The organism is Pseudarthrobacter sp. H2 (assembly GCF_050157045.1).
Classification (GTDB): Bacteria; Actinomycetota; Actinomycetes; order Actinomycetales; family Micrococcaceae; genus Arthrobacter.
This window is the reverse complement of record NZ_CP189594.1, coordinates 528,696-550,162: the sequence shown is the minus strand read 5'-3', so window position 1 is coordinate 550,162 and position 21,467 is coordinate 528,696. Positions and strand designations below refer to the sequence as shown.

Genomic DNA, 21,467 nt, shown 5'->3' with positions numbered 1-21,467 from the left:
TGTAATCGCGAAATTCTACAGACTAACGCACAGAGCGACCGTATGCACCTATTTCGCCGGCCGGAGTGATCACGCTCCCGGCGCTGCTGATCCCGTCCAGGATCGCCAAACGCACGACGTCGGCTGCCGCGCTCTGCAGGGTAATGAGGCTCATCTGCCGGGCGGTCCCGGTGCTGCGGTCCAGTGGCGCCTCCCCCGTGGCCAAGCAAAAGACGGTGTCCCCATCGGCCAGGGTATGGCTCGGATTCAGGGCCCGCGCCAGTCCGGCATGCGCGGCAGAGGCGGTCCGTTTGCATTCCGCCTTGTCCAGGACTGCGTTGGTCGCTACGACGACGAGAGTCGTGTTGAGCGGCTGCGCACCCGGCGCTCCGGTCCCGCCCTCCCGGTGATTGAGCTTGTCGAAATCGTCCGAACGCGGATCAAACGGCAGTCCCAGCGCGTTCACGACTGCCAGTGCGCCGACCACCACGCCGTTCTCCAGGGTGATGGAGGCGGTCCCCACTCCCCCCTTGTATGTGCCCCGGCCGATTGCGGCTCCGGTGCCGGCGCCCACGTTGCCGCGGCCGACGTCGTGCCCGTCCATTTGTGCGGCGGCGGCGGCGGTCGCCGCGTAGCCCATGTCCGCGTCCGGGCGGGCAGCGAAGTCGCCGCCGCGGCCGAGGTCGAAGATGGCGGCTGCGGGGACGATCGGCACCACGCCGCCGGGGACCGGAAAGCCCCGGCCGTTCTCCTCGCACCAGCGCTGGGCTCCGTGGGCGGACACCAGGCCGAAGGCGCTGCCCCCGGTGAGCACCACGGCGTCGACGGTCTGGCTCAAGGTGGTGGGATCCAGCGCGTCGGTCTCGTGCGTCCCCGGGCCGCCGCCCCGGACATCGACGGAGCCCACGGTGCCCGGCGGCGGCAACACCACGGTCACCCCGCTCAACCAGCCGTCGTCGGACTTCTGGACATGCCCCACCCGGACCCCGGTGACATCGGTGATGGCTCCCATGGCTCCATTGTGGACCACGACGCCCAACTGACTCGCACTTGTTGTCGTTCTGAGCGCTCAGAACGACAACAAGTGCGAGCTACATGGGCTAAACGGGGGCATGGGACATGTCACGGAATCGGGACCGGCACGACGCCGAGCGGCACCAGGCCGGCCGCCCCGCCGTCGGGCGCCGAGAGCACCCAGATGCCCTTTTCGTGGACCGCGACGGAGTGCTCCCACTGGCAGGAACGCTTGCCGTCGGTCGTCACCACGGTCCAGTCGTCGTCCAGGACGGCCGTGTCGATGCTCCCGCGGACCAGCATGGGCTCAATCGCCAGGCAGAGTCCGGGCCGGATCCTGGGCCCGCGGTGGCTCGTGCGGTAGTTCAGCACGTCCGGGGCCATGTGCATTTCGGAGCCGATCCCGTGGCCGACGTAGTCCTCGAGGATCCCCAGCGGCTTGCCGGGCACGGAGGACACGTAGTCGTCCACGGCGCTGCCGATGTCGCCGACGAACTTGCCGGTGGCGAGGGCGGCGATCCCGTGCCACATCGCCGATTCGGTGACGTCCGAGAGCCGGACGTCCTCGGGATCGGCGGTGCCCACGATCACGGTCCGGGCCGAATCGGAGTGCCAGCCGTCCACTATTGCCCCGCCGTCGATCGAGATGATGTCCCCGTCCTGCAGGACACGGTCGCCCGGGATGCCGTGCACGACTTCCTCGTTGACCGAGGTGCAGACGGTGGCCGGGAAGCCCTGGTAGCCGAGGAAATTAGAGGTCGCCCCCGCCTCCCGGAGCACGGCGGCGAACACGGCGTCGAGATCCCTGGTGGTCTTGCCGGGGAGGGCCGCGGCGACGGCGGCGTCGAGGGCGCGGCTGAGGACAAGCCCGGCCTCGTGCATGGTGCGCATCTGGGCGTTTGTCTTGTATTCGATGCGGGGCTGGCCGAAGGCCATCTGCAGCTTCCTTTCGGTGGGGCTTTCAGTGGGGCCGCGCTGCCTGCTGGCGCGGGCGCGGCGGAAAAATGGCTGAGGCTCCCCCCGATGTTCCGGGAGGAGCCTCAAGTAACATACGCCTGGATCAGGCCGGCTTGACTTCTTTGATGGCCTGCATGACGCGGTCCGTGACCTCGTCGATGCCGCCGATGCCGTCCACCCGGGTCAGGATGCCGCGCTCGGCGTACTTCGCCACCACGGCTTCCGTCTGCGTGTGGTAGAGGTCCAGGCGGTGGCGGATGACTGCTTCGTTGTCATCGCTGCGCCCGGTCTCCCGCGCACGGCCCAGCAGGCGCTTGACGAGTTCCTCGTCGTCGGCCGTGAGCTGCAGGACGACGTCGAGCTTCTGGTCGCCGTCGGCCAAAATCCCGTCGAGGTAGTCCACCTGCGCCGTGGTGCGGGGGTAGCCGTCGAGCAGGAATCCTGCCTCGACGTCGTCCTCGCTGAGCCGGTCGCGCACCATCTTGTTGGTCACGCTGTCCGGCACGAAATCGCCGGCGTCCATGTACCGCTTGGCTTCGATGCCCAGCGGTGTCTCACCCTTGACGTTGGCGCGGAAGATGTCGCCGGTGGAGATCGCAACGACGCCGAGGCGCTCCGAAATGCGTTCCGCCTGCGTTCCCTTGCCGGACCCGGGAGGTCCGATTATCAACATTTTCGTCATCGCAAAAGCCCTTCGTAGTGACGTTGCTGTAGCTGCGCGTCAATTTGCTTGACGGTCTCCAGCCCGACGCCCACCATGATCAGGATCGAGGTGCCGCCGAACGGGAAGTTCTGGTTGGCGTTGATCAGGACCAGTGCAACCAGCGGAATCAGGGCTACGAGACCCAGGTAGAAGGCGCCGGGCAGGGTGATCCTGGAAAGAACGTACTGAAGATAGTCCGCCGTCGGCCTGCCGGCACGGATGCCGGGGATGAAGCCGCCGTACTTCTTCATGTTGTCCGAGACCTCTTCGGGGTTGAAGGTGATCGCGACGTAGAAGTACGTGAAGAAGACAATCATGGCGAAGTAGAGGGCCATGTAGATGGGGTGGTCGCCGCGGGTCATGTTGTTGTTGATCCACTCGACCCAGGGCTGCATCTGCTCGCCGGCCTTCGGCTGGTTGAACTGCGAGATCAGGCCCGGCAGGTACAGCATCGAGGAGGCGAAGATGACGGGCACGACGCCGGCCATGTTCACCTTGATGGGGATGTACGTGCTGGTGCCGCCCACGGTGCGGCGGCCGATCATGCGCTTGGCGTACTGCACGGGGATGCGGCGCTGGGACTGCTCCACGAAGACCACAAGTGCCACGGTCAGCAGGCCGATGGCAAGCACCATGAAGAAGGTCCCGGGGCCCTGCGACTTCCAGATCGCGCCGAGCGAGCCGGGGAAACCTGCGGCGATGGACGTGAAGATGAGCAGCGACATGCCGTTGCCCACGCCCTTTTCGGTGACGAGCTCGCCCATCCACATGATCAGGCCGGTGCCGGCCGTCAGCGTGATGATGAGCAGGATCGTCGTGATGATGGACGCGTCCGGGATGATCGGCAGCTGGCAGTTGGGCAGCAACTGGCCGGAACGGGCCAACGACACCAGCGTCGTGGCGTTCAGCAGGCCCAGGGCGATCGTGAGGTAGCGGGTGTACTGGGTCAGCTTCGACTGGCCCGAGGCGCCCTCCTCGTACAGGCTCTGGAAGCGGGGAATGACCACCCGGAGCAGCTGGACGATGATGCTTGCCGTGATGTACGGCATGATCCCGAGGGCGAAGATGGAGACCTGCAGCAGTGCACCGCCACTGAACAGGTTGACGAGCTGGTAGATCCCGCCCGAGGTCTGACCGTTCTGCAAGCATTGCTGGACATTCTGGTAGTTCACACCAGGCGAGGGAATGAAGGCACCCAAGCGGAAGATTGTGATGATTCCCAGCGTGAACAACAACTTGCGTCGCAGATCAGGCGTGCGAAAGGCCCGGCCGAATGCGCTAAGCAAGCGTCCTCCTGAGGATAAGTAGAGTCGTGTGAGAGGTCAAATAAACCTAACAACCGAGTCTAGCGGGTGGACGCGCCCCGCGGGCAATCGGCGCGGCCCGGAAAACGAAAAAAACTCCCGGTACCGGGGCCTGAGCCCCGGTACCGGGAGTTCCACAACGGGCAGCTGCCCCGCCGCCTCCTTAGAGGGCGGTGGTGCTTCCGCCTGCTGCGGCAATCTTTTCTGCGGCGCTGGCCGAGAATGCATGGACGGTGACATCGACCTTGACGGTGATGTCGCCGGTGCCAAGCACCTTCACGGGCTGATTCTTGCGAACGGCACCCTTTTCGACCAGGTTCTCCACGGTGACAGCGCCACCTTCCGGGAACAGCTCGTTGAGCTTGTCCAGGTTGACAACCTGGAACTCGACCCGGAACGGGTTCTTGAAGCCGCGCAGCTTCGGCAGGCGCATGTGCAGCGGCAGCTGGCCGCCGGCAAAGCCAGCCTTGATCTGGTAACGGGCCTTCGTACCCTTGGTACCGCGACCGGCGGTCTTACCCTTGGAGCCTTCACCACGACCAACGCGGGTCTTGGCGGTCTTGGCACCCGGGGCGGGACGCAGGTGGTGAACCTTCAGTGCGTTCTGCTTCTCAGCAGCGGCGCCCTGTGCCTTTTCGGCGGTGTTCTTCTCTGCCATTACTTCGCCTCCTCTACCTTTACCAGGTGCGGAACCGTGTTGAGCATACCCACGGTCACGGCGTCGGCGGTGCGGACAACGGTGTGTCCGATCCGCTTCAGGCCGAGGGACCGCAGGGTGTCGCGCTGGTTCTGCTTGCCGCCAATGGCGGACTTGATCTGAGTGATCTCCAACTGAAGGTCGGAGACAAGCACGTTCTTAGCCATGGCTCAGGCACCTGCCTTCTGGTTCAGAAGGGCGCGCACCATTGCCGGCGGAGCGATCTCGTCGAGCGGGAGGCCGCGGCGTGCTGCCACGGCTGCAGGCTCTTCGAGACGCTTCAGGGCATCAACGGTCGCGTGAACGATGTTGATGGCGTTGGAGGAACCGAGCGACTTGGAGAGGATGTCGTGGATGCCCACGCACTCCAGTACTGCACGGACCGGGCCACCGGCGATCACACCGGTACCGGCGGAAGCCGGACGCAGCATGACAACGCCTGCGGCGGCCTCACCCTGCACACGGTGCGGAATGGTGCTGCCGATGCGGGGGACGCGGAAGAAGGACTTCTTGGCCTCTTCAACACCCTTCGCGATGGCGGCAGGAACTTCCTTGGCCTTGCCGTAGCCGACGCCGACCATACCGTTGCCGTCACCGACGACGACGAGGGCGGTGAAGCTGAAGCGACGACCACCCTTGACGACCTTGGAAACACGGTTGATGGTTACGACGCGCTCTACGAACTGGCTCTTTTCGGCTTCGCGGCCACCGTCGCGGCCGCCACGGCCACCACGTTCGCCACGGCCCTGGCCCTGGCCGCCACGCTCGCCACGACGAGCGCCACCACGGCGGTCGTCAGCGGCAGCAGCAGGCGCAGCGGTCTCAGTTGCCGGAGCAGCTACAGCTTCAGTCACCTGAATGTCCTTTTCGTTATTTTCGGTCACAGTGACAGCCCACCTTCACGGGCGCCGTCAGCGACGGCGGCGATCCGGCCGTGGTACTTGTTACCACCGCGGTCGAAGACAACTGCTTCGATGCCGGCAGCCTTGGCACGCTCGGCAGCCAGTTCGCCAACGCGCTTGGCCTTGGCGGTCTTGTCACCGTCGAATGCCCGAAGGTCGGCTTCCATTGTGGAGGCGCTCGCCACGGTCAGGCCCTTGGTGTCATCGACAACCTGGACGAAGATGTGGCGTGCGGAACGGTTGACGACCAGACGAGGACGTACAGCCGTACCGGAGATGCGCTTGCGGATACGAAGCTGGCGGCGGCTGCGCTGGGCAGACTTGCTCTTGTTCGTACGCTTCTTGTTAATTGCGATGGCCATGGTTACTTACCAGCCTTTCCGACCTTGCGGCGGAGGACTTCGCCGGCGTAGCGAATGCCCTTGCCCTTGTAGGGGTCCGGCTTCCGCAGCTTGCGAATGTTGGCAGCAACCTCGCCGACCTGCTGCTTGGAGATACCTGAAACAGAGAGCTTGGTCGGGGTCTCTACTGCAAAGGTGATGCCGTCCGGTGCCGAGACATTAACCGGGTGGCTGTAGCCCAGAGCGAACTCCAGGTCAGAACCCCTGGCCTGGACGCGGTAACCGGTACCGACAATCTCAAGCTTCTTCTCGTAGCCTGCGGTGACACCCTGGATCATGTTGGCGATCAGGGTGCGGGTCAGGCCGTGCAGCGAACGTGAGGCGCGCTCGTCGTTCGGGCGGGCGACAGTCAGGGTGCCTTCTTCCAGGGATACCTCGATCGGGCTGGGCACAGTGTGGCTCAGCTCGCCTTTGGAACCCTTGACGCTGACGACAGAGCCGTCAACCTTGACCTCAACGCCGGCAGGAACGGTGATGGGGAGACGTCCAATACGTGACATTATTCTCTTCCTTTCCCGTTACCAGACGTAAGCGAGGACTTCGCCGCCCACGCCCTTCTTGCCGGCCTGCTTGTCAGTCAAGAGGCCGGAAGAGGTGGACAGGATTGCGACACCCAGGCCACCGAGCACGTGCGGCAGGTTGGTGGACTTTGCGTAAACGCGCAGTCCCGGCTTGGAAATACGACGAACGCCAGCGATTGAACGCTCGCGGTTCGGACCGAACTTGAGCTCGAGGGTCAGCTTCTTGCCGACCTCGGCGTCTTCTTCTTTCCAGGAGGCGATGTAACCTTCAGCCTTCAGGATGTCGGCAACGCGTGCCTTGAGCTTGCTGTAAGGCATAGACACGGAATCGTGGTATGCCGAGTTTGCGTTGCGCAGACGCGTAAGCATGTCTGCGACGGGATCTGTCATTGTCATGTGGGCTCTTGCCCTTCCTCATAACGGTTTCCGCCGTGCTGTCCTGAACTTGGTTCAGCACCAGCGCGGGCGGACCTTTTACGTAGCTAGATTAGTCTTCGGCCTTGAACGGGAAGCCAAGCGCCTTGAGCAGCGCGCGGCCTTCGTCGTCGGTCTTGGCAGTGGTCACGACAGTGATGTCCATGCCGCGGACGCGGTCGATGGAATCCTGGTCGATTTCGTGGAACATAACCTGCTCGGTCAGACCGAAGGTGTAGTTTCCGTTACCGTCGAACTGCTTGCCGCTGAGGCCACGGAAGTCGCGGATACGCGGCAGGGCCAGCGTAACCAGACGGTCCAGGAACTCCCACATGCGGTCCCCACGCAGAGTCGCGTGTGCACCGATCGGCATGCCTTCGCGCAGCTTGAACTGTGCGATCGACTTGCGGGCCTTGGTAACCTGCGGCTTCTGGCCGGTGATCAGGGTCAGATCGCGGACAGCGCCGTCGATCAGCTTGGAGTCCTTGGCGGCATCTCCAACACCCATGTTCACAACGACCTTGACCAGACGGGGAACCTGGTTGACGTTCTGGTACTTGAATTCCTCAGTCAGCGTGTTCTTGATGGAATCGGCGTACTTGGTCTTCAGACGAGGAACGATCTTGCTTGCCGGAGTCTCGAGAGTCTCAGTCATTAGATGTCCTTCCCTGAGCTCTTGGCCACGCGGACACGCACTTCACGCTTCACGCCATCGCGCTCAACGGTCTCGGTGCGGAAACCGACGCGGGTGGGCTTCTTGGTGGACGGGTCAACCAGAGCCACGTTGGAGATGTGGATTGAAGCCTCGACGACCTCGATGCCACCGGTCTTGGTGCCGCGCTGCGACTGACCGACCTTGGTGTGCTTGGTCACGCGGTTAATGCCTTCAACCAACACGCGGTTGGTCTCGGGGAACACGCGCAGGACCTTGCCCTGCTTGCCCTTGTCGCCGCCGCGCTCAGCCTTGGCGCCAGTGATGACCTGAACCAGGTCACCCTTTTTGATCTTAGCCATGGACTAGAGCACCTCCGGAGCCAGAGAAACGATCTTCATGAACTTCTTGTCGCGAAGTTCACGACCAACCGGTCCGAAGATACGGGTACCGCGGGGGTCACCGTCTGCCTTCAGGATCACAGCTGCGTTCTCGTCAAACTTGATATAGGAACCATCCGCACGGCGGCGTTCCTTCTTGGTACGGACGATGACAGCCTTGACGACATCGCCCTTCTTTACGTTGCCGCCCGGAATTGCGTCCTTGACGGTAGCGACGATTACGTCGCCAATGCCTGCGTAGCGACGGCCAGATCCACCGAGAACGCGAATGGTAAGGATTTCCTTAGCACCCGTGTTGTCGGCGACCTTGAGTCGCGACTCCTGCTGAATCACTATTTACTCCTTGCGTCGCGCTGGTTCTCAGACCGAAAATCTTCCTACGGAATGAGCCTTGCGGAACGGTTGATCGGGGTGTCTCTTGACCTGCCTGGATTTTGCCAGACCAGGCCTAAACGCCCGTGCCAAAAACATTTGCTTCCCAGGCGGTTCCCGACTGATCGGGGCGCGAGGGGGCACTATGCCGTGGCACGATTGTTTACGAGGTTGATGATGACGCGCGAACGGCGCCATACAAACTCAAAATCTTAGCACGCTTTGGGCCCACCCCATATCACACGTCGGCGGCGTCCGGCGTCGGGATGGCGCGAACGGGCACTTGAGGCCCCGAAAACCGCGTCACGCACCGCAGGCTCTTGGCTCCGCCACCGGCCCGCTCCCCCGACGACGGCGTCACGCACCGCAGGCTTTTGGCCCCGCCACCGGCCCGATCCCCCGGAAAACCGGGCCGCCGCCGTCGGGCAGCCCTCAAAAGACTGCACCCCATGACGCCGGGCCGGCGCGAACGGGCACTTGAGGCCCCGAAAACCGCGATTCCGGGGCGCCAAATGCCCGTTCGGGCGTGGGTCGGGCGTGACGTGCGGGCCAGCGCCCGGCGCGCGGCGCGTCGCGTGCGGGCCGGACACGGAGAAACCCCCGCTCCCAGAAGGGAACGGGGGTTCTCTGTACTTACAGCGAAGCTGCAGGTGTTACTTGGCCTTTTCGAGGATCTCGACCAGGCGCCACCGCTTGGTAGCGGACAGCGGGCGGGTCTCGGCGAGGAGTACCAGGTCGCCGATGCCGGCGCTGTTCTCTTCGTCGTGAGCCTTGATCTTCGTGTTGCGGCGCAGGACCTTGCCGTAGAGGGCGTGCTTCACGCGGTCCTCGACCTGGACAACGATGGTCTTTTCCATCTTGTCCGAGACCACATAGCCGCGCTTCGTCTTACGGTCACCGCGCACGTCAGCCGTAGCTGCGCCGGAAACAGTTTCCGTCACGTTCTCGTCCTTTTCACTCACTTGGCGTCCTCCTCGGTCGCAGCCTCGGCCGGCTCTTCAGCCTTCTCAGCCTTGGCTGCGGACTTCTTGGACTTCTTTTCTTCCTTGGCTTCCACAACCGGTGCGGCAACCTCGGCACGAATGCCCAGCTCGCGTTCACGGAGAACGGTGTAGATGCGGGCGATGTCCTTCTTTACCGCGCGCAGCCGACCGTGGTTCTCCAGCTGACCGGTGGCGGACTGGAAACGCAGGTTGAACAGCTCTTCCTTGGCCTTGCGGAGTTCTTCAACGAGTCGCTCGTTGTCGAAACCGTCCAGCTGTGCGGATGCAAGTTCCTTGGATCCTACTGCCATTTCTATTCACCACCTTCGCGACGCAGAATGCGTGCCTTCAACGGGAGCTTGTGGATTGCCAGGCGCAGGGCCTCGCGGGCTACCGATTCCTCGACACCGGAGATCTCAAAGAGAACCCGGCCCGGCTTGACGTTGGATACCCACCATTCCGGAGAACCCTTACCGGAACCCATACGGGTTTCGGCAGGCTTCTTCGTCAGCGGGCGGTCCGGGTAGATGTTGATCCAGACCTTGCCGCCACGCTTGATGTGGCGGGTCATCGCGATACGGGCAGATTCGATCTGGCGGTTCGTGACGTATGCCGGGCTCATGGCCTGGATGCCCCACTCACCGAAGGAGACCTTGGTGCCACCCGTTGCAGCGCCGGAACGACCCGGGTGGTGCTGCTTACGGTGCTTGACTCGACGTGGGATAAGCATTTAAGCCTGTCCTCCTTCTACTGCAGCAGGTGCAGCCTCAACAGCCGGAGCTTCGGCAGCAGCAGGTGCTGCTTCAGCCGGACGGTCGGTACGACGGCGGCGGTCACCACGGTCAGCGCCACCCGGGCGGCCCGGGCGGTCGCTGGCACCACGGCCGCGGGACGGAGCAGCAGCTGCCTGCTGGGCCAGTTCCTTGGCGGTGACGTCACCCTTGTAGATCCAGACCTTCACGCCGATGCGGCCGAAGGTGGTCTTGGCCTCGTAGAAGCCGTAGTCGATGTTCGCGCGGAGGGTGTGCAGGGGCACACGGCCTTCGCGGTAGAACTCCGAGCGGGACATTTCTGCGCCGCCCAGTCGACCCGAGCAAGCGATACGGATGCCCTTGGCACCTGCACGCTGTGCGGACTGCATGGCCTTCTTCATCGCACGGCGGAAAGCCACGCGGGAAGTCAGCTGCTCAGCAACGCCCTGGGCGACAAGCTGGGCTTCCATCTCGGGGTTCTTGACCTCGAGGATGTTCAGCTGGACCTGCTTGCCCGTGAGCTTTTCGAGCTCGCCGCGGATGCGGTCTGCTTCTGCACCGCGGCGGCCGATGACGATGCCCGGACGTGCCGTGTGGATATCCACGCGGACACGGTCGCGGGTGCGCTCGATTTCAACCTTGGCGATACCGGCGCGCTCCATGCCCGTGGACATGAGCTGGCGGATGCGGATGTCTTCGCGGACGAAGTCCTTGTACCGCTGGCCGGCCTTGGTGCTGTCAGCAAACCAGTGCGATACGTGATCGGTGGTGATGCCGAGTCGGAACCCGTGCGGGTTAACTTTCTGTCCCACTTAGCGAGCCTCCTCTTTCTCCGGGGTAGCAACTACCACGGTGATGTGGCTCGTGCGCTTCTTGATCTGAAATGCACGACCCTGGGCTCGCGGCTGGAACCGCTTCATGGTCGGGCCTTCATCAACATACATTTCGCTGATGATGAGGTCACCTTCGTCAAACGCCACACCGTCGCGGTCCGCGAGGACCCGGGCGTTGGAGATTGCCGACTGAACTACCTTGAAAACCGGCTCCGAAGCTGCCTGCGGGGCAAACTTCAGAATTGCCAGAGCCTCATTCGCTTGCTTACCACGAACAAGGTTGACGACGCGCCGGGCCTTCATAGGCGTTACGCGGATGTGACGCGCAATTGCCTTGGCTTCCATTGCTTTCCTTCTCTCGTCTTTGACGTAAGTGCAGGCGCCTAGCGGCGCTTGCCCTTACGGTCGTCCTTGACATGGCCGCGGAATGTCCGCGTTTGAGCGAATTCGCCGAGCTTGTGCCCGACCATCGACTCGGTGACAAACACCGGAATGTGCTTGCGTCCGTCGTGCACGGCGATCGTGTGTCCGAGCATGTCGGGGATGATCATCGAACGGCGGGACCAGGTCTTGATGACGTTCTTGGTGCCCTTTTCGTTTTCCCTGGCTACCTTCACAAAGAGGTGCTGGTCAACGAAAGGACCTTTTTTCAGGCTGCGTGGCATGTGTCCAGGCTCCTATCGCTTGTTCTTGCCAGTACGACGGCGACGAACAATAAGCTTGTCGCTCTCTTTGTTGGGACGGCGGGTGCGACCTTCGCGCTTACCGTTGGGGTTGACGGGGTGACGTCCACCGGACGTCTTACCCTCGCCACCACCGTGCGGGTGGTCAACCGGGTTCATGGCGACACCACGGACGGTCGGGCGGACGCCCTTCCAGCGCATGCGGCCGGCCTTGCCCCAGTTGATGTTCGACTGCTCGGCGTTGCCGACCTCGCCGACGGTTGCGCGGCAGCGCACGTCAACGTTGCGGATTTCGCCGGAAGGCAGACGCAGCTGGGCGAAACGGCCTTCCTTGGCAACGAGCTGGATCGACGCGCCGGCGGAGCGGCCCATCTTGGCGCCGCCGCCCGGGCGCAGTTCGACTGCGTGGATAACGGTACCGACCGGGATGTTGCGCAGCGGCAGGTTGTTGCCGGGCTTGATGTCAGCGTCGGCACCTGCCTCTACGGTGTCACCCTGGGCCAGCTTGTTCGGGGCGATGATGTAACGCTTGGTGCCATCAATGTAGTGCAGGAGGGCGATGCGAGCCGTACGGTTCGGATCGTACTCAATTTCGGCAACGCGGGCGTTGACGCCGTCCTTGTCGTGGCGACGGAAGTCGATCAGACGGTACTGGCGCTTGTGTCCACCACCCTTGTGACGGGTCGTGATCTTACCGGTGTTGTTACGGCCGCCCTTTTTGGGCAGCGGACGTACCAACGACTTTTCCGGCGTCGAACGCGTGATTTCGGTGAAGTCCGCTACGCTCGAGCCGCGACGGCCCGGGGTAGTCGGCTTGTATTTACGGATTCCCATAATTTATTTCCTCGTTAAAGTGGTCTCCGCTACGAGAGCGGACCGCCGAAGATGTCGATAGTGCCTTCTTTGAGGCTCACAATTGCACGCTTGGTGTTCTTGCGGGTACCCCATCCGAATTTGGTGCGCTTGCGCTTACCGGCACGGTTGATGGTGTTGATCGAGTCGACCTTGACGGAGAAGATTTTCTCCACGGCCAGCTTGATCTCGGTCTTGTTCGAGCGGGGGTCCACCAGGAAGGTGTACTTGCCCTCATCGATCAGGCCGTAGCTCTTTTCCGAGACGACAGGTGCAAGCACGACGTCGCGCGGGTCTTTGATGGTGGCTGCACTCACTTGGCGTCCTCCTCGTTCTTTGCCACTGCCCGGTCAGCAACGAATGCTTCGTAGGCAGCCTTGGTGAAGACGACGTCATCGGAAACGAGTACGTCGTAGGTGTTCAGCTGGTCTGCGTACAGAACGTGAACATCCGTGAGGTTGCGCACGGAAAGTGCCGCAACATCGTTGGCGCGCTCGATGACGACGAGCAGGTTCTTGCGCTCGGAGATGCCGCGCAGCGTTGCCAGCGCGGCGCTGGAGGACGGCTTGGTGCCGGCTACCAGTTCAGCGACAACGTGGATGCGGCCGTTACGGGCGCGGTCAGAGAGTGCGCCGCGCAGGGCAGCAGCAATCATCTTCTTGGGGGTGCGCTGGCTGTAGTCACGCGGCGTGGGGCCGTGGACTACGCCACCACCGGTCATGTGAGGAGCACGGATTGAACCCTGACGGGCGCGGCCGGTGCCCTTCTGCTTGAACGGCTTGCGACCTGCACCGGAAACCTCGGCGCGGGTCTTGGTCTTGTGGGTACCCTGGCGAGCAGCAGCGAGCTGGGCAACGACGACCTGGTGCAGCAGCGGCACGTTGGTCTGTACGTCGAAGATCTCTGCAGGCAGGTCAACCTTGACAGTGCTAGTCATTGAACTAGGCTCCCTTCACGGCGGTGCGTACGAGGACGACCTGGCCGCGGGCACCGGGAACGGCGCCCTTGATCAGGAGCAGCGACTTCTCGACGTCAACCGCGTGGACCGTGAGGTTCAGCGTGGTGTGACGGACGGCGCCCATGCGGCCGGCCATTTTCATGCCCTTGAAGACGCGGCTCGGGGTGGATGCGCCACCGATTGAACCGGGCTTACGGTGGTTCTTGTGGGCACCGTGGGAAGCTCCAACGCCGTGGAAGCCGTGACGCTTCATAACACCGGCGAAGCCCTTACCCTTGGTGGTGCCAACGACGTCGATCTTCTGGCCGGCTTCGAAGAGCTCCACGGAGAGCTCCTGGCCCAGCTCGTAAGAGTCAGCATCTGCAGTGCGCAGTTCTACGACGTGGCGGCGAGGCGTGACGCCTGCCTTTTCAAAGTGACCAGCCAGCGGCTTGGTGACCTTGCGGGGATCGATCTGGCCGTAGCCGATCTGAACGGCGACATAGCCATCAGTGTCTGCATTGCGCAGCTGCGTGATGACGTTCGAGTCAGCCTGGACCACAGTGACGGGGATGAGCTTGTTGTTCTCGTCCCAGACCTGGGTCATGCCGAGCTTCGTGCCCAGCAGGCCCTTTACGTTACGGGTTGCGGTCATAGTCTCTCAGCACCTCCCTACAGCTTGATTTCGATGTTCACGTCGGCCGGCAGGTCGAGACGCATGAGCGAGTCAACAGCCTTGGGCGTGGGGTCGATGATGTCGATCAGACGCTTGTGAGTACGCATTTCGAAGTGCTCACGGCTGTCCTTGTACTTGTGCGGAGAGCGGATGACGCAGTAGATGTTCTTCTCCGTCGGCAGCGGCACGGGGCCAACTACCGTGGCGCCTGCGCGCGTGACCGTCTCAACGATCTTCCGTGCTGAAACGTCAATGACCTCGTGGTCGTATGACTTCAGCCGGATGCGGATTTTTTGTCCCGCCATGTCGCCTGACTCTCTTTCAGTTAGTGCTGCTCTGGTTAGGGCTGCTCTGTTTACTTGCCTGTTGCATGTGGCTGCCGAAGCATTTGAAGTCTTAACTACCACCCGCCGCACAAGCTGAATCCGGATGAATCCGGGTTCCTCAACCTGCCGGCGTAACCGACCCCCGCGGTCGGGCGTGTCGCGCTTTTCAGGCCTACACGTCCGCAGTTCCATGGGGAGGGGTTATGTTTGGTCTCCGACTTGGACCCTGACACCCGGCATTATCCGGATCGGGACGCGAAGGAGCGCTTGAACAACTCATCTAGTATGCCCGAATTACCGGGCAGAAGCGAATCAGCCCCCGCCGGTGGCGAGCCGCCGCCGTGCCCCGGAGGCCCCGCGGGAGCCCGCCACCGACGACGGCGTCACGCAGCGCCGGGTCTTGGCCCCGCCGCCGGCCTCCTCCCCCGGAAAACCGGCCCGCCGCCGTCGGGCACGCCCCAAAAGACTGCACCGGGTGACGCCGGGACGCCGGCTTTTGCCGCAGACCTCTGCCGCGGGCACTTGCCGCCGGCTCCCGGGCTCCATTGCCTTCGTCCGCCATCAAACGGATGATAGGGACATGACCGTGCAGGACGCTGTATCGGTTCAGGCGCTGGCCGCGCGCCTGGGCCCCCACTTCACCCTGGGAGTCGCCTCGGCAGCCTTCCAGATCGAGGGTTCCCTCGCAGCCGGGGGCCGCGGCCCGTCCGGCTGGGATGCCTTCGCCGAGAAACCCGGCAGCATCATGCACGGCCACTCCCCCGCGATCGCCTGCGATCACTACAACCGGACACCCGAAGACGTCGAGCTGATGCGTGCCCTCGGCATCGATTCCTACCGCTTCTCCCTCTCCTGGCCCCGGATCCAGCCGGACGGGACCGGGGCTTTCAACGGCGAGGGCCTGGACTTCTACGACCGGCTGATCGACCAGTTGCTGGCCGCCGGCATCTCCCCCATGGCCACCCTGTACCACTGGGACACGCCGCTGCCCCTCGAGCGCCGCGGCGGCTGGATGAACCGGACGACGGCGGAGCGCTTCGCCGAGTACTGCGCGGCGGCCGGCAGGCGGTTCGGTGACCGGGTGGCGCAGTGGGTGACGCTGAACGAACCAGTCTCCGTGACCCTCAACGGCTATGCCCTCGGGGTCCACGCACCGGGCCGCACCCTGCTGTTTGACGCCCTGCCCTCGGTCCACCACCAGCTGCTGGGCCATGGCCTTGCCGTGCAGGCCCTGCGCGCGGCAGGCGTCAAGGGTGCGGTGGGCGTCGCCAACCTGCATTCGCCGGTCCGGCCGGCCACGCGCAAGTTTACCGACCGGCTGCTGGCCAGGGTCTTTGACCTGATGATGAACAGGATTTATGCGGACCCCATTCTTTTGGGCCACTACCCGAAGCCGCCCCTGGTCGCGAGGCCGTGGTTCCGCTCACTGGGAAAAATCGCCGATGCCGACCTGCGGAACATCCACCAACCGCTGGACTTTTACGGGCTCAACTACTACTGCCCCGTCAAGGTGGCCACCGGGCCGGGAACTGACCACAGCCCCGTGGGCACCACGGATGCCATGTCCCGGTTGCACTTCCACACGGCGGCCTTTCCCGAGTACGGCACCACCGGATTCGGCTGGCCCGTGGCGCCGGAGCACCTGGGGATATTGCTGCGCGAACTGAAGGACCGATACGGTGAGGCCTTGCCCCCGCTGTACATCACCGAGAGCGGGGCGAGCTTCCCCGAACCGGACCACGTCTCCGGCCCCATTGCCGATGCCGAGCGGATCAGCTACTTGGCGGCCCACCTTGGCCATGCCCTGGCTGCCACGGCCCCGGGCGGCATCGCCGCCGACGTCGAACTGCTGGGCTACTACGTGTGGACGCTGATGGACAACTTCGAGTGGGCAGCCGGCTACTCCCAGCGCTTCGGCCTGGTGCACGTGGATTTCAAGACCCTCGAGCGCACCCCGAAGGATTCCTACTACTGGTACCAGGCGCTCAGCCGGGCCCGCCGGCGCGGACAGGCGACAGAGCCGCGCTGAACCCTACCGCTACTTGCTGCCGTTCCTGTTCGCCCGGCGGATACGCCTGGCACGCTCGATCTCGACACGGAAATGCTTCCGCACCCAGAACACACCGGCGACGACGGCGGCCACCACCAGCAGGAAAATAAACCAGTCCATCAGGGAATCCCTTCGTATGCAGCAACGGTAACAAAGAGAACAGCCCCGCTGCAGTGCAGCGGGGCTGTTCCTTCTTCACGGCGGCCGTCAGACGGGCAAACCGATCGGAGATCTAAACACAGATCTTCAAGTATTACTTGATGATCTTGGTGACACGTCCCGAACCGACGGTGCGGCCGCCTTCGCGGATAGCGAAGCCGAGGCCCTCTTCCATGGCGATGGGCTGGATGAGCGCAACGGTCATCTCAGTGTTGTCGCCGGGCATAACCATTTCCGTGCCTTCCGGCAGGGTGATAACGCCGGTTACGTCCGTGGTGCGGAAGTAGAACTGCGGGCGGTAGTTGGAGTAGAACGGGTTGTGACGTCCGCCTTCGTCCTTGGAGAGGATGTAGACGTTGGCCTCGAAGTCGGTGTGCGGGGTGATGGAACCCGGCTTGACGACAACCTGGCCACGCTCTACGTCATCGCGCTTCAGACCGCGGAGCAGGAGGCCACAGTTCTCGCCGGCCCATGCTTCGTCGAGCTGCTTGTGGAACATCTCGATACCGGTGACCGTGGTCTTCTGGATCGGGCGGATGCCGACGATCTCGACCTCGGAGTTGATGGCGAGGGTTCCACGCTCGGCGCGGCCCGTTACAACGGTGCCACGGCCGGTGATCGTGAAGACGTCTTCGATCGGCATCAGGAACGGCTTGTCACGGTCACGGACGGGGTCCGGAACGGAGTTGTCGACAGCTTCCATGAGGTCCTCGACGGACTTGACCCAAACCGGGTCGCCTTCGAGGGCCTTCAGGCCGGAAACGCGGACAACCGGAGCCTCGTCGCCGTCGAAGCCCTGAGCCGAAAGCAGCTCGCGAACTTCCATTTCGACGAGGTCGAGGAGTTCTTCGTCATCGACCATGTCCGACTTGTTCAGCGCGACCAGCAGGTAGGGAACGCCAACCTGGCGGGCAAGCAGAACGTGCTCGCGGGTCTGGGCCATCGGGCCGTCAGTGGCGGCAACCACGAGGATTGCACCGTCCATCTGGGCAGCACCGGTGATCATGTTCTTGATGTAGTCAGCGTGACCCGGAGCGTCTACGTGGGCGTAGTGGCGCTTCTCGGTCTGGTACTCAACGTGGGAAATGTTGATGGTAATGCCGCGCTGACGCTCTTCGGGAGCAGAGTCAATAGACGCGAAGTCGCGCTGCTCGTTGAGAGTCGGGTACTTGTCGTACAGCACCTTGGAAATGGCGGCCGTCAACGTCGTCTTACCGTGGTCAACGTGACCAATGGTACCGATGTTAACGTGCGGCTTAGTCCGCTCGAACTTTGCCTTTGCCACAGGTTCCTCCTAGAACGTTTTCAAATGACTTACCCTTCGGCCGCGCTTGTCGCGGCAGAAACTCAGGTAAGTCTACTTGGGGGGCTTTGGATTGGTGAAATTGCAGAGTCAGGAACTAATACTAGTGCCTAGAGCCTGTTCGTGCTGGCGGCCGGGGCCCGGCTTGACCGGACTGCATCAGACCGGGAACCGGCCACCAGCACCAGGCGAATCTCCGGAACCGGAGACGCACCCGAGTTTTTCGCTTTGAAAAGTCCTGGGGACTATTCGCCGCGGTTCTTCTGGATGATCTCGTCGGCAAACGCCTTCGGGACCTCGGCGTAGCTGTGGAACGTCATGGAGTACACAGCGCGGCCCTGGGTCTTGGAACGCAGGTCACCGATGTAGCCGAACATGCCGGACAGCGGGACGTGGGCACGGATGACCTTGACGCCTGCGGCATCCTCCATGGACTGCATCTGGCCACGGCGGGAGTTGAGGTCACCGATGACTTCACCCATGTATTCCTCAGGGGTGCGGACCTCGACATCCATCAGCGGTTCGAGCAGGACAGGGTTCGCCTTGCGGGCGGCTTCCTTGAAAGCCATCCGGCCGGCGATCTTGAACGCCATTTCCGAGGAGTCAACATCGTGGTACGCGCCGTCAATCAGCGTGGCCTTGATGCCGACAACCGGGTAGCCGGCCAGGACGCCATCGTTCAGTGCATCCTGGATACCGGCGTCGACCGACGGGATGTACTCGCGCGGGATACGGCCACCGGTGACCTTGTTCTCGAACTCGTACAGCTCGCCGTCGGACGTGTCCAGCGGCGCGATCGCGATCTGGATCTTTGCGAACTGGCCCGAACCACCGGTCTGCTTCTTGTGCGTGTAGTCGTGACGCGCAACAACATTCTTGATGGTTTCGCGGTAGGCAACCTGCGGCTTGCCGACGTTTGCCTCGACCTTGAATTCGCGGCGCATGCGGTCCACCAGGATGTCCAGGTGGAGCTCGCCCATGCCGGCGATGATGGTCTGGCCGGTGTCTTCGTTGAGGGAGACCTGGAAGGTCGGGTCCTCAGCGGAGAGCTTCTGGATGGCCGTGGAGAGCTTCTCCTGGTCACCCTTGGTGTTCGGTTCGATGGCAACCGAGATCACGGGCTCCGGGAAGCTCATGGACTCGAGGACGATCTGGTTGCTGGAGTCACACAGGGTGTCGCCCGTGGTGGTGTCCTTCAGCCCGATCGCTGCGTAGATGTGGCCGGCTGTAGCGCCGTCAACGGGCATTTCCTTGTTGGCGTGCATCTGGAACAGCTTGCCGATGCGCTCCTTCTTGCCCTTGGTGGAGTTGACCACCTGGGAGCCTGCTTCGACGTGACCGGAGTACACGCGGATGAAGGTGAGCTGGCCGAAGAACGGGTGCGTAGCAATCTTGAACGCCAGGGCCGAGAACGGCTCCTCGGAGGACGGCTTGCGCGTCAGTTCCTTCTCTTCGTCGCGAGGATCGTGACCGATCATCGGCGGGACGTCGAGCGGGTTCGGCAGGTAGTCGACGACGGCGTCAAGCATCGGCTGAACGCCGCGGTTCTTGAAGGCGGAGCCACAAAGAACCGGGTAGAGCTCGGAGTTGATGGTCATCTTGCGGATGCCGGCCTTGAGTTCCTCAACGGTGAGTTCTTCACCTTCGAGGTACTTCTCCATGAGCTCTTCGGTAGCGTCAGCCACCGTCTCAACGAGGGCAGCCCGGTATTCCTTGGCCTTCTCCAGCAGATCCGCGGGGATCTCCTGGATCTCGTACTTGGCACCCATGGTGACATCACCCTTGGAGTCACCGGGCCACACCAGTGCGCGCATCTCGAGGAGATCCACGACGCCGATGAAGTCGTTCTCGGCACCGATCGGCAGCTGCATTACGAGCGGCTTGGCGCCGAGGCGGCCGATGATGGTGTCAACGGTGAAGTAGAAGTCAGCGCCGAGCTTGTCCATCTTGTTGACGAAACAGATACGCGGAACGTTGTACTTGTCAGCCTGGCGCCAGACAGTCTCCGACTGCGGCTCCACGCCTTCCTTGCCGTCGAACACGGCAACTGCACCGTCGAGGACGCGCAGGGAGCGCTCAACCTCAACCGTGAAGTCCACGTGGCCGGGGGTGTCAATGATGTTGATCTGGTTGTTGTCCCAGAAGCAGGTCACGGCGGCAGACGTGATGGTGATGCCGCGTTCCTTTTCCTGTTCCATCCAGTCGGTCGTCGAAGCGCCGTCGTGCGTTTCGCCGATCTTGTGGTTCACACCTGTGTAGAACAGGATGCGCTCGGTGGTGGTGGTCTTGCCGGCATCGATGTGGGCCATGATGCCGATGTTGCGGACCTTACTAAGGTCGGTAAGCACGTCCTGTGCCACGGTGTCTCCCTTTCGGATGGATTACGCGTTCGCCGCCGACTCATCGAGCCGGCGGCGTCCGGGAAGTTTTACCAGCGGTAGTGTGCGAAGGCCTTGTTGGACTCGGCCATCTTGTGGGTGTCTTCGCGACGCTTCACAGCGGCACCCAGGCCGTTGGAGGCATCCAGGATTTCGTTCTGGAGGCGCTCGGTCATCGTCTTTTCGCGGCGGGCCTTGGAGTAGCCGACCAGCCAGCGGAGGGCGAGGGCGGTGGAGCGGCCCGGCTTGACCTCAACGGGAACCTGGTAGGTGGCGCCACCGACACGGCGGGAGCGGACCTCGAGGGAAGGCTTGACGTTCTCCATGGCCTTCTTGAGGGCTGCTACGGGGTCGCCGCCGGACTTGGCGCGTGCGCCTTCGAGTGCACCGTAAACGATGCGCTCAGCGGTGGACTTCTTGCCGTCTACCAGCACCTTGTTGATCAGCTGGGTGACCAGCGGGGAGCCGTATACGGGATCTAGAACTAGCGGCCGCTTGGGGGCCGGACCCTTGCGAGGCATATTACTTCTTCTCCATCTTTGCGCCGTAGCGGCTGCGGGCCTGCTTACGGTTCTTGACACCCTGGGTATCGAGGGCGCCGCGGACGATCTTGTAGCGGACACCCGGAAGGTCCTTCACACGACCGCCACGTACGAGCACAATGGAGTGCTCCTGGAGGTTGTGGCCTACACCGGGGATGTAAGCGGTGACTTCAACGCCACCGTTGAGGCGCACACGTGCGACCTTACGCAGAGCCGAGTTCGGCTTCTTCGGGGTTGTCGTGTAAACGCGGGTGCAGACACCGCGGCGCATCGGGCTGCCGTTAAGCGCGGGTGCCTTGGTCTTTTTGACCTTAGGCGTGCGGCCCTTGCGGACCAGCTGGTTAATCGTAGGCACTCTCGTGTTCTCCGTTTTATCCGGAGCGGCCGCTGACAGCCGCTCTCTTGTCGCTGCACCCCGCCGCCGGAGCTTTGAAGTTCTCTCGGGAGCGGCTGAGGCGAAGCCTTAATAGTCGGACCGCACGCCGGGTTCCGGGGATTCTCATCCCGGACTGCCCCTAGGCATGCGAAAATGTGGCATACGTTGCACAGGAACCCTGCAAACCGGAAACGTCGTCCTGGTCCAGCCTTTCAGCTGCAACCGGCGCACTCATCCACTGCCACAATAACAATTAGTCTCAAGTCTAACACGGACCGCCCCCGCCCCTTAATCGGGTCC

30 protein-coding genes are annotated in these 21,467 nt (G+C 63.0%); 1 reads left to right on the top strand and 29 read right to left on the bottom strand.

Annotation, left to right across the window (positions count from 1 at the left end; translation table 11 throughout):
* Positions 1–22: 22 nt before the first annotated feature.
* The 24 genes from ACQCSZ_RS02650 to rpsJ form a co-directional block, all read right to left on the bottom strand.
* The gene (locus ACQCSZ_RS02650; RefSeq protein WP_427006571.1) at positions 23–991 is read right to left on the bottom strand and encodes a P1 family peptidase; all 969 of its coding nucleotides are present in this window, start codon (positions 989–991) and stop codon (positions 23–25) included.
* Positions 992–1,101: 110 nt separating this feature from the next.
* Entirely contained in the window at positions 1,102–1,929 is an 828-nt protein-coding gene (map, locus tag ACQCSZ_RS02645) for a type I methionyl aminopeptidase (protein ID WP_427006570.1), read from the bottom strand.
* 124 nt (positions 1,930–2,053) lie between these two features.
* On the bottom strand, positions 2,054–2,623 hold the full coding sequence (locus tag ACQCSZ_RS02640; RefSeq protein WP_427006569.1) for an adenylate kinase: 570 nt from the start codon (positions 2,621–2,623) through the stop codon (positions 2,054–2,056).
* A 5-nt stretch (positions 2,624–2,628) separates the two neighbouring features.
* A complete protein-coding gene (secY, locus tag ACQCSZ_RS02635; RefSeq protein WP_427006568.1) occupies positions 2,629–3,939 on the bottom strand; it encodes a preprotein translocase subunit SecY in 1,311 nt (436 codons plus the stop codon).
* A 181-nt stretch (positions 3,940–4,120) separates the two neighbouring features.
* Positions 4,121–4,615 (bottom strand): 50S ribosomal protein L15, encoded by a 495-nt coding sequence (gene rplO, locus ACQCSZ_RS02630; RefSeq protein WP_058931722.1) that lies wholly within the window; start codon positions 4,613–4,615, stop codon positions 4,121–4,123.
* Positions 4,615–4,821 (bottom strand): 50S ribosomal protein L30, encoded by a 207-nt coding sequence (rpmD, locus tag ACQCSZ_RS02625; protein ID WP_211876664.1) that lies wholly within the window; start codon positions 4,819–4,821, stop codon positions 4,615–4,617. Before rpmD ends, rplO begins: the two co-directional genes overlap by 1 nt.
* Before the next feature lie 3 nt (positions 4,822–4,824).
* Entirely contained in the window at positions 4,825–5,508 is a 684-nt protein-coding gene (gene rpsE / locus ACQCSZ_RS02620; RefSeq protein WP_211876665.1) for a 30S ribosomal protein S5, read from the bottom strand.
* 26 nt (positions 5,509–5,534) lie between these two features.
* Positions 5,535–5,918, bottom strand: a complete 384-nt coding sequence (rplR, locus tag ACQCSZ_RS02615; protein WP_211876666.1) for a 50S ribosomal protein L18 — start codon at positions 5,916–5,918, stop codon at positions 5,535–5,537.
* Positions 5,919–5,920: 2 nt separating this feature from the next.
* Positions 5,921–6,457 (bottom strand): 50S ribosomal protein L6, encoded by a 537-nt coding sequence (gene rplF / locus ACQCSZ_RS02610; protein ID WP_427006567.1) that lies wholly within the window; start codon positions 6,455–6,457, stop codon positions 5,921–5,923.
* An 18-nt stretch (positions 6,458–6,475) separates the two neighbouring features.
* Positions 6,476–6,874 carry a 30S ribosomal protein S8 gene (gene rpsH / locus ACQCSZ_RS02605; protein ID WP_056425243.1) on the bottom strand — a complete coding sequence of 133 codons (399 nt, stop codon included), beginning with the start codon at positions 6,872–6,874 and terminating at the stop codon, positions 6,476–6,478.
* Positions 6,875–6,965: 91 nt separating this feature from the next.
* The gene (rplE, locus tag ACQCSZ_RS02600; RefSeq protein WP_211876668.1) at positions 6,966–7,547 is read right to left on the bottom strand and encodes a 50S ribosomal protein L5; all 582 of its coding nucleotides are present in this window, start codon (positions 7,545–7,547) and stop codon (positions 6,966–6,968) included.
* Complete coding sequence (gene rplX / locus ACQCSZ_RS02595; protein ID WP_024366125.1) at positions 7,547–7,906, bottom strand: 50S ribosomal protein L24; 360 nt, start codon at positions 7,904–7,906, stop codon at positions 7,547–7,549. Before rplX ends, rplE begins: the two co-directional genes overlap by 1 nt.
* Positions 7,907–7,909: 3 nt before the next feature.
* Positions 7,910–8,278 (bottom strand): 50S ribosomal protein L14, encoded by a 369-nt coding sequence (gene rplN, locus ACQCSZ_RS02590; RefSeq protein ID WP_024366126.1) that lies wholly within the window; start codon positions 8,276–8,278, stop codon positions 7,910–7,912.
* Positions 8,279–8,970: 692 nt separating this feature from the next.
* Complete coding sequence (gene rpsQ, locus ACQCSZ_RS02585) at positions 8,971–9,279, bottom strand: 30S ribosomal protein S17 (protein ID WP_211876669.1); 309 nt, start codon at positions 9,277–9,279, stop codon at positions 8,971–8,973.
* Positions 9,276–9,611 carry a 50S ribosomal protein L29 gene (gene rpmC, locus ACQCSZ_RS02580; RefSeq protein WP_211876670.1) on the bottom strand — a complete coding sequence of 112 codons (336 nt, stop codon included), beginning with the start codon at positions 9,609–9,611 and terminating at the stop codon, positions 9,276–9,278. Before rpmC ends, rpsQ begins: the two co-directional genes overlap by 4 nt.
* A 2-nt stretch (positions 9,612–9,613) precedes the next feature.
* Positions 9,614–10,030 (bottom strand): 50S ribosomal protein L16, encoded by a 417-nt coding sequence (rplP, locus tag ACQCSZ_RS02575; protein WP_211876671.1) that lies wholly within the window; start codon positions 10,028–10,030, stop codon positions 9,614–9,616.
* Complete coding sequence (gene rpsC / locus ACQCSZ_RS02570) at positions 10,031–10,864, bottom strand: 30S ribosomal protein S3 (protein WP_427006566.1); 834 nt, start codon at positions 10,862–10,864, stop codon at positions 10,031–10,033. It lies immediately after the preceding gene.
* Positions 10,865–11,230, bottom strand: a complete 366-nt coding sequence (rplV, locus tag ACQCSZ_RS02565; protein ID WP_069949298.1) for a 50S ribosomal protein L22 — start codon at positions 11,228–11,230, stop codon at positions 10,865–10,867.
* A 38-nt stretch (positions 11,231–11,268) separates the two neighbouring features.
* Complete coding sequence (gene rpsS / locus ACQCSZ_RS02560) at positions 11,269–11,550, bottom strand: 30S ribosomal protein S19 (protein ID WP_211876675.1); 282 nt, start codon at positions 11,548–11,550, stop codon at positions 11,269–11,271.
* Between the two features lie 12 nt (positions 11,551–11,562).
* Positions 11,563–12,402 (bottom strand): 50S ribosomal protein L2, encoded by an 840-nt coding sequence (gene rplB / locus ACQCSZ_RS02555; protein ID WP_211876677.1) that lies wholly within the window; start codon positions 12,400–12,402, stop codon positions 11,563–11,565.
* A 29-nt stretch (positions 12,403–12,431) separates the two neighbouring features.
* Positions 12,432–12,737, bottom strand: coding sequence for a 50S ribosomal protein L23 (gene rplW, locus ACQCSZ_RS02550; protein ID WP_024366132.1), 306 nt, complete (start codon positions 12,735–12,737; stop codon positions 12,432–12,434).
* Positions 12,734–13,357: a 50S ribosomal protein L4 gene (gene rplD / locus ACQCSZ_RS02545; RefSeq protein ID WP_211876681.1), complete on the bottom strand. Its 624-nt coding sequence runs from the start codon at positions 13,355–13,357 to the stop codon at positions 12,734–12,736. Before rplD ends, rplW begins: the two co-directional genes overlap by 4 nt.
* A 4-nt stretch (positions 13,358–13,361) precedes the next feature.
* Positions 13,362–14,012 (bottom strand): 50S ribosomal protein L3, encoded by a 651-nt coding sequence (rplC, locus tag ACQCSZ_RS02540; RefSeq protein ID WP_024366134.1) that lies wholly within the window; start codon positions 14,010–14,012, stop codon positions 13,362–13,364.
* Positions 14,013–14,029: 17 nt separating this feature from the next.
* Positions 14,030–14,338 (bottom strand): 30S ribosomal protein S10, encoded by a 309-nt coding sequence (rpsJ, locus tag ACQCSZ_RS02535; protein WP_038464699.1) that lies wholly within the window; start codon positions 14,336–14,338, stop codon positions 14,030–14,032.
* A 601-nt stretch (positions 14,339–14,939) separates the two neighbouring features.
* On the opposite strand from rpsJ, the gene ACQCSZ_RS02530 reads away from it, so the two are divergent.
* The gene (locus ACQCSZ_RS02530; protein ID WP_427006565.1) at positions 14,940–16,388 is read left to right on the top strand and encodes a GH1 family beta-glucosidase; all 1,449 of its coding nucleotides are present in this window, start codon (positions 14,940–14,942) and stop codon (positions 16,386–16,388) included.
* Positions 16,389–16,397: 9 nt separating this feature from the next.
* Here ACQCSZ_RS02530 and ACQCSZ_RS02525 read toward each other — a convergent pair whose 3' ends face one another.
* From ACQCSZ_RS02525 to rpsL, 5 genes are all read right to left on the bottom strand, one after another.
* Positions 16,398–16,529 (bottom strand): hypothetical protein, encoded by a 132-nt coding sequence (locus tag ACQCSZ_RS02525; protein WP_427006564.1) that lies wholly within the window; start codon positions 16,527–16,529, stop codon positions 16,398–16,400.
* 133 nt (positions 16,530–16,662) lie between these two features.
* Entirely contained in the window at positions 16,663–17,853 is a 1,191-nt protein-coding gene (gene tuf, locus ACQCSZ_RS02520; RefSeq protein ID WP_211876684.1) for an elongation factor Tu, read from the bottom strand.
* A gap of 263 nt (positions 17,854–18,116) precedes the next feature.
* Positions 18,117–20,231 (bottom strand): elongation factor G, encoded by a 2,115-nt coding sequence (fusA, locus tag ACQCSZ_RS02515; protein WP_427006563.1) that lies wholly within the window; start codon positions 20,229–20,231, stop codon positions 18,117–18,119.
* A 68-nt stretch (positions 20,232–20,299) separates the two neighbouring features.
* Positions 20,300–20,770 carry a 30S ribosomal protein S7 gene (rpsG, locus tag ACQCSZ_RS02510; protein WP_011692813.1) on the bottom strand — a complete coding sequence of 157 codons (471 nt, stop codon included), beginning with the start codon at positions 20,768–20,770 and terminating at the stop codon, positions 20,300–20,302.
* 1 nt (position 20,771) lies between these two features.
* Positions 20,772–21,146, bottom strand: coding sequence for a 30S ribosomal protein S12 (rpsL, locus tag ACQCSZ_RS02505; protein WP_011692814.1), 375 nt, complete (start codon positions 21,144–21,146; stop codon positions 20,772–20,774).
* Between the last annotated feature and the right edge of the window lie 321 nt (positions 21,147–21,467).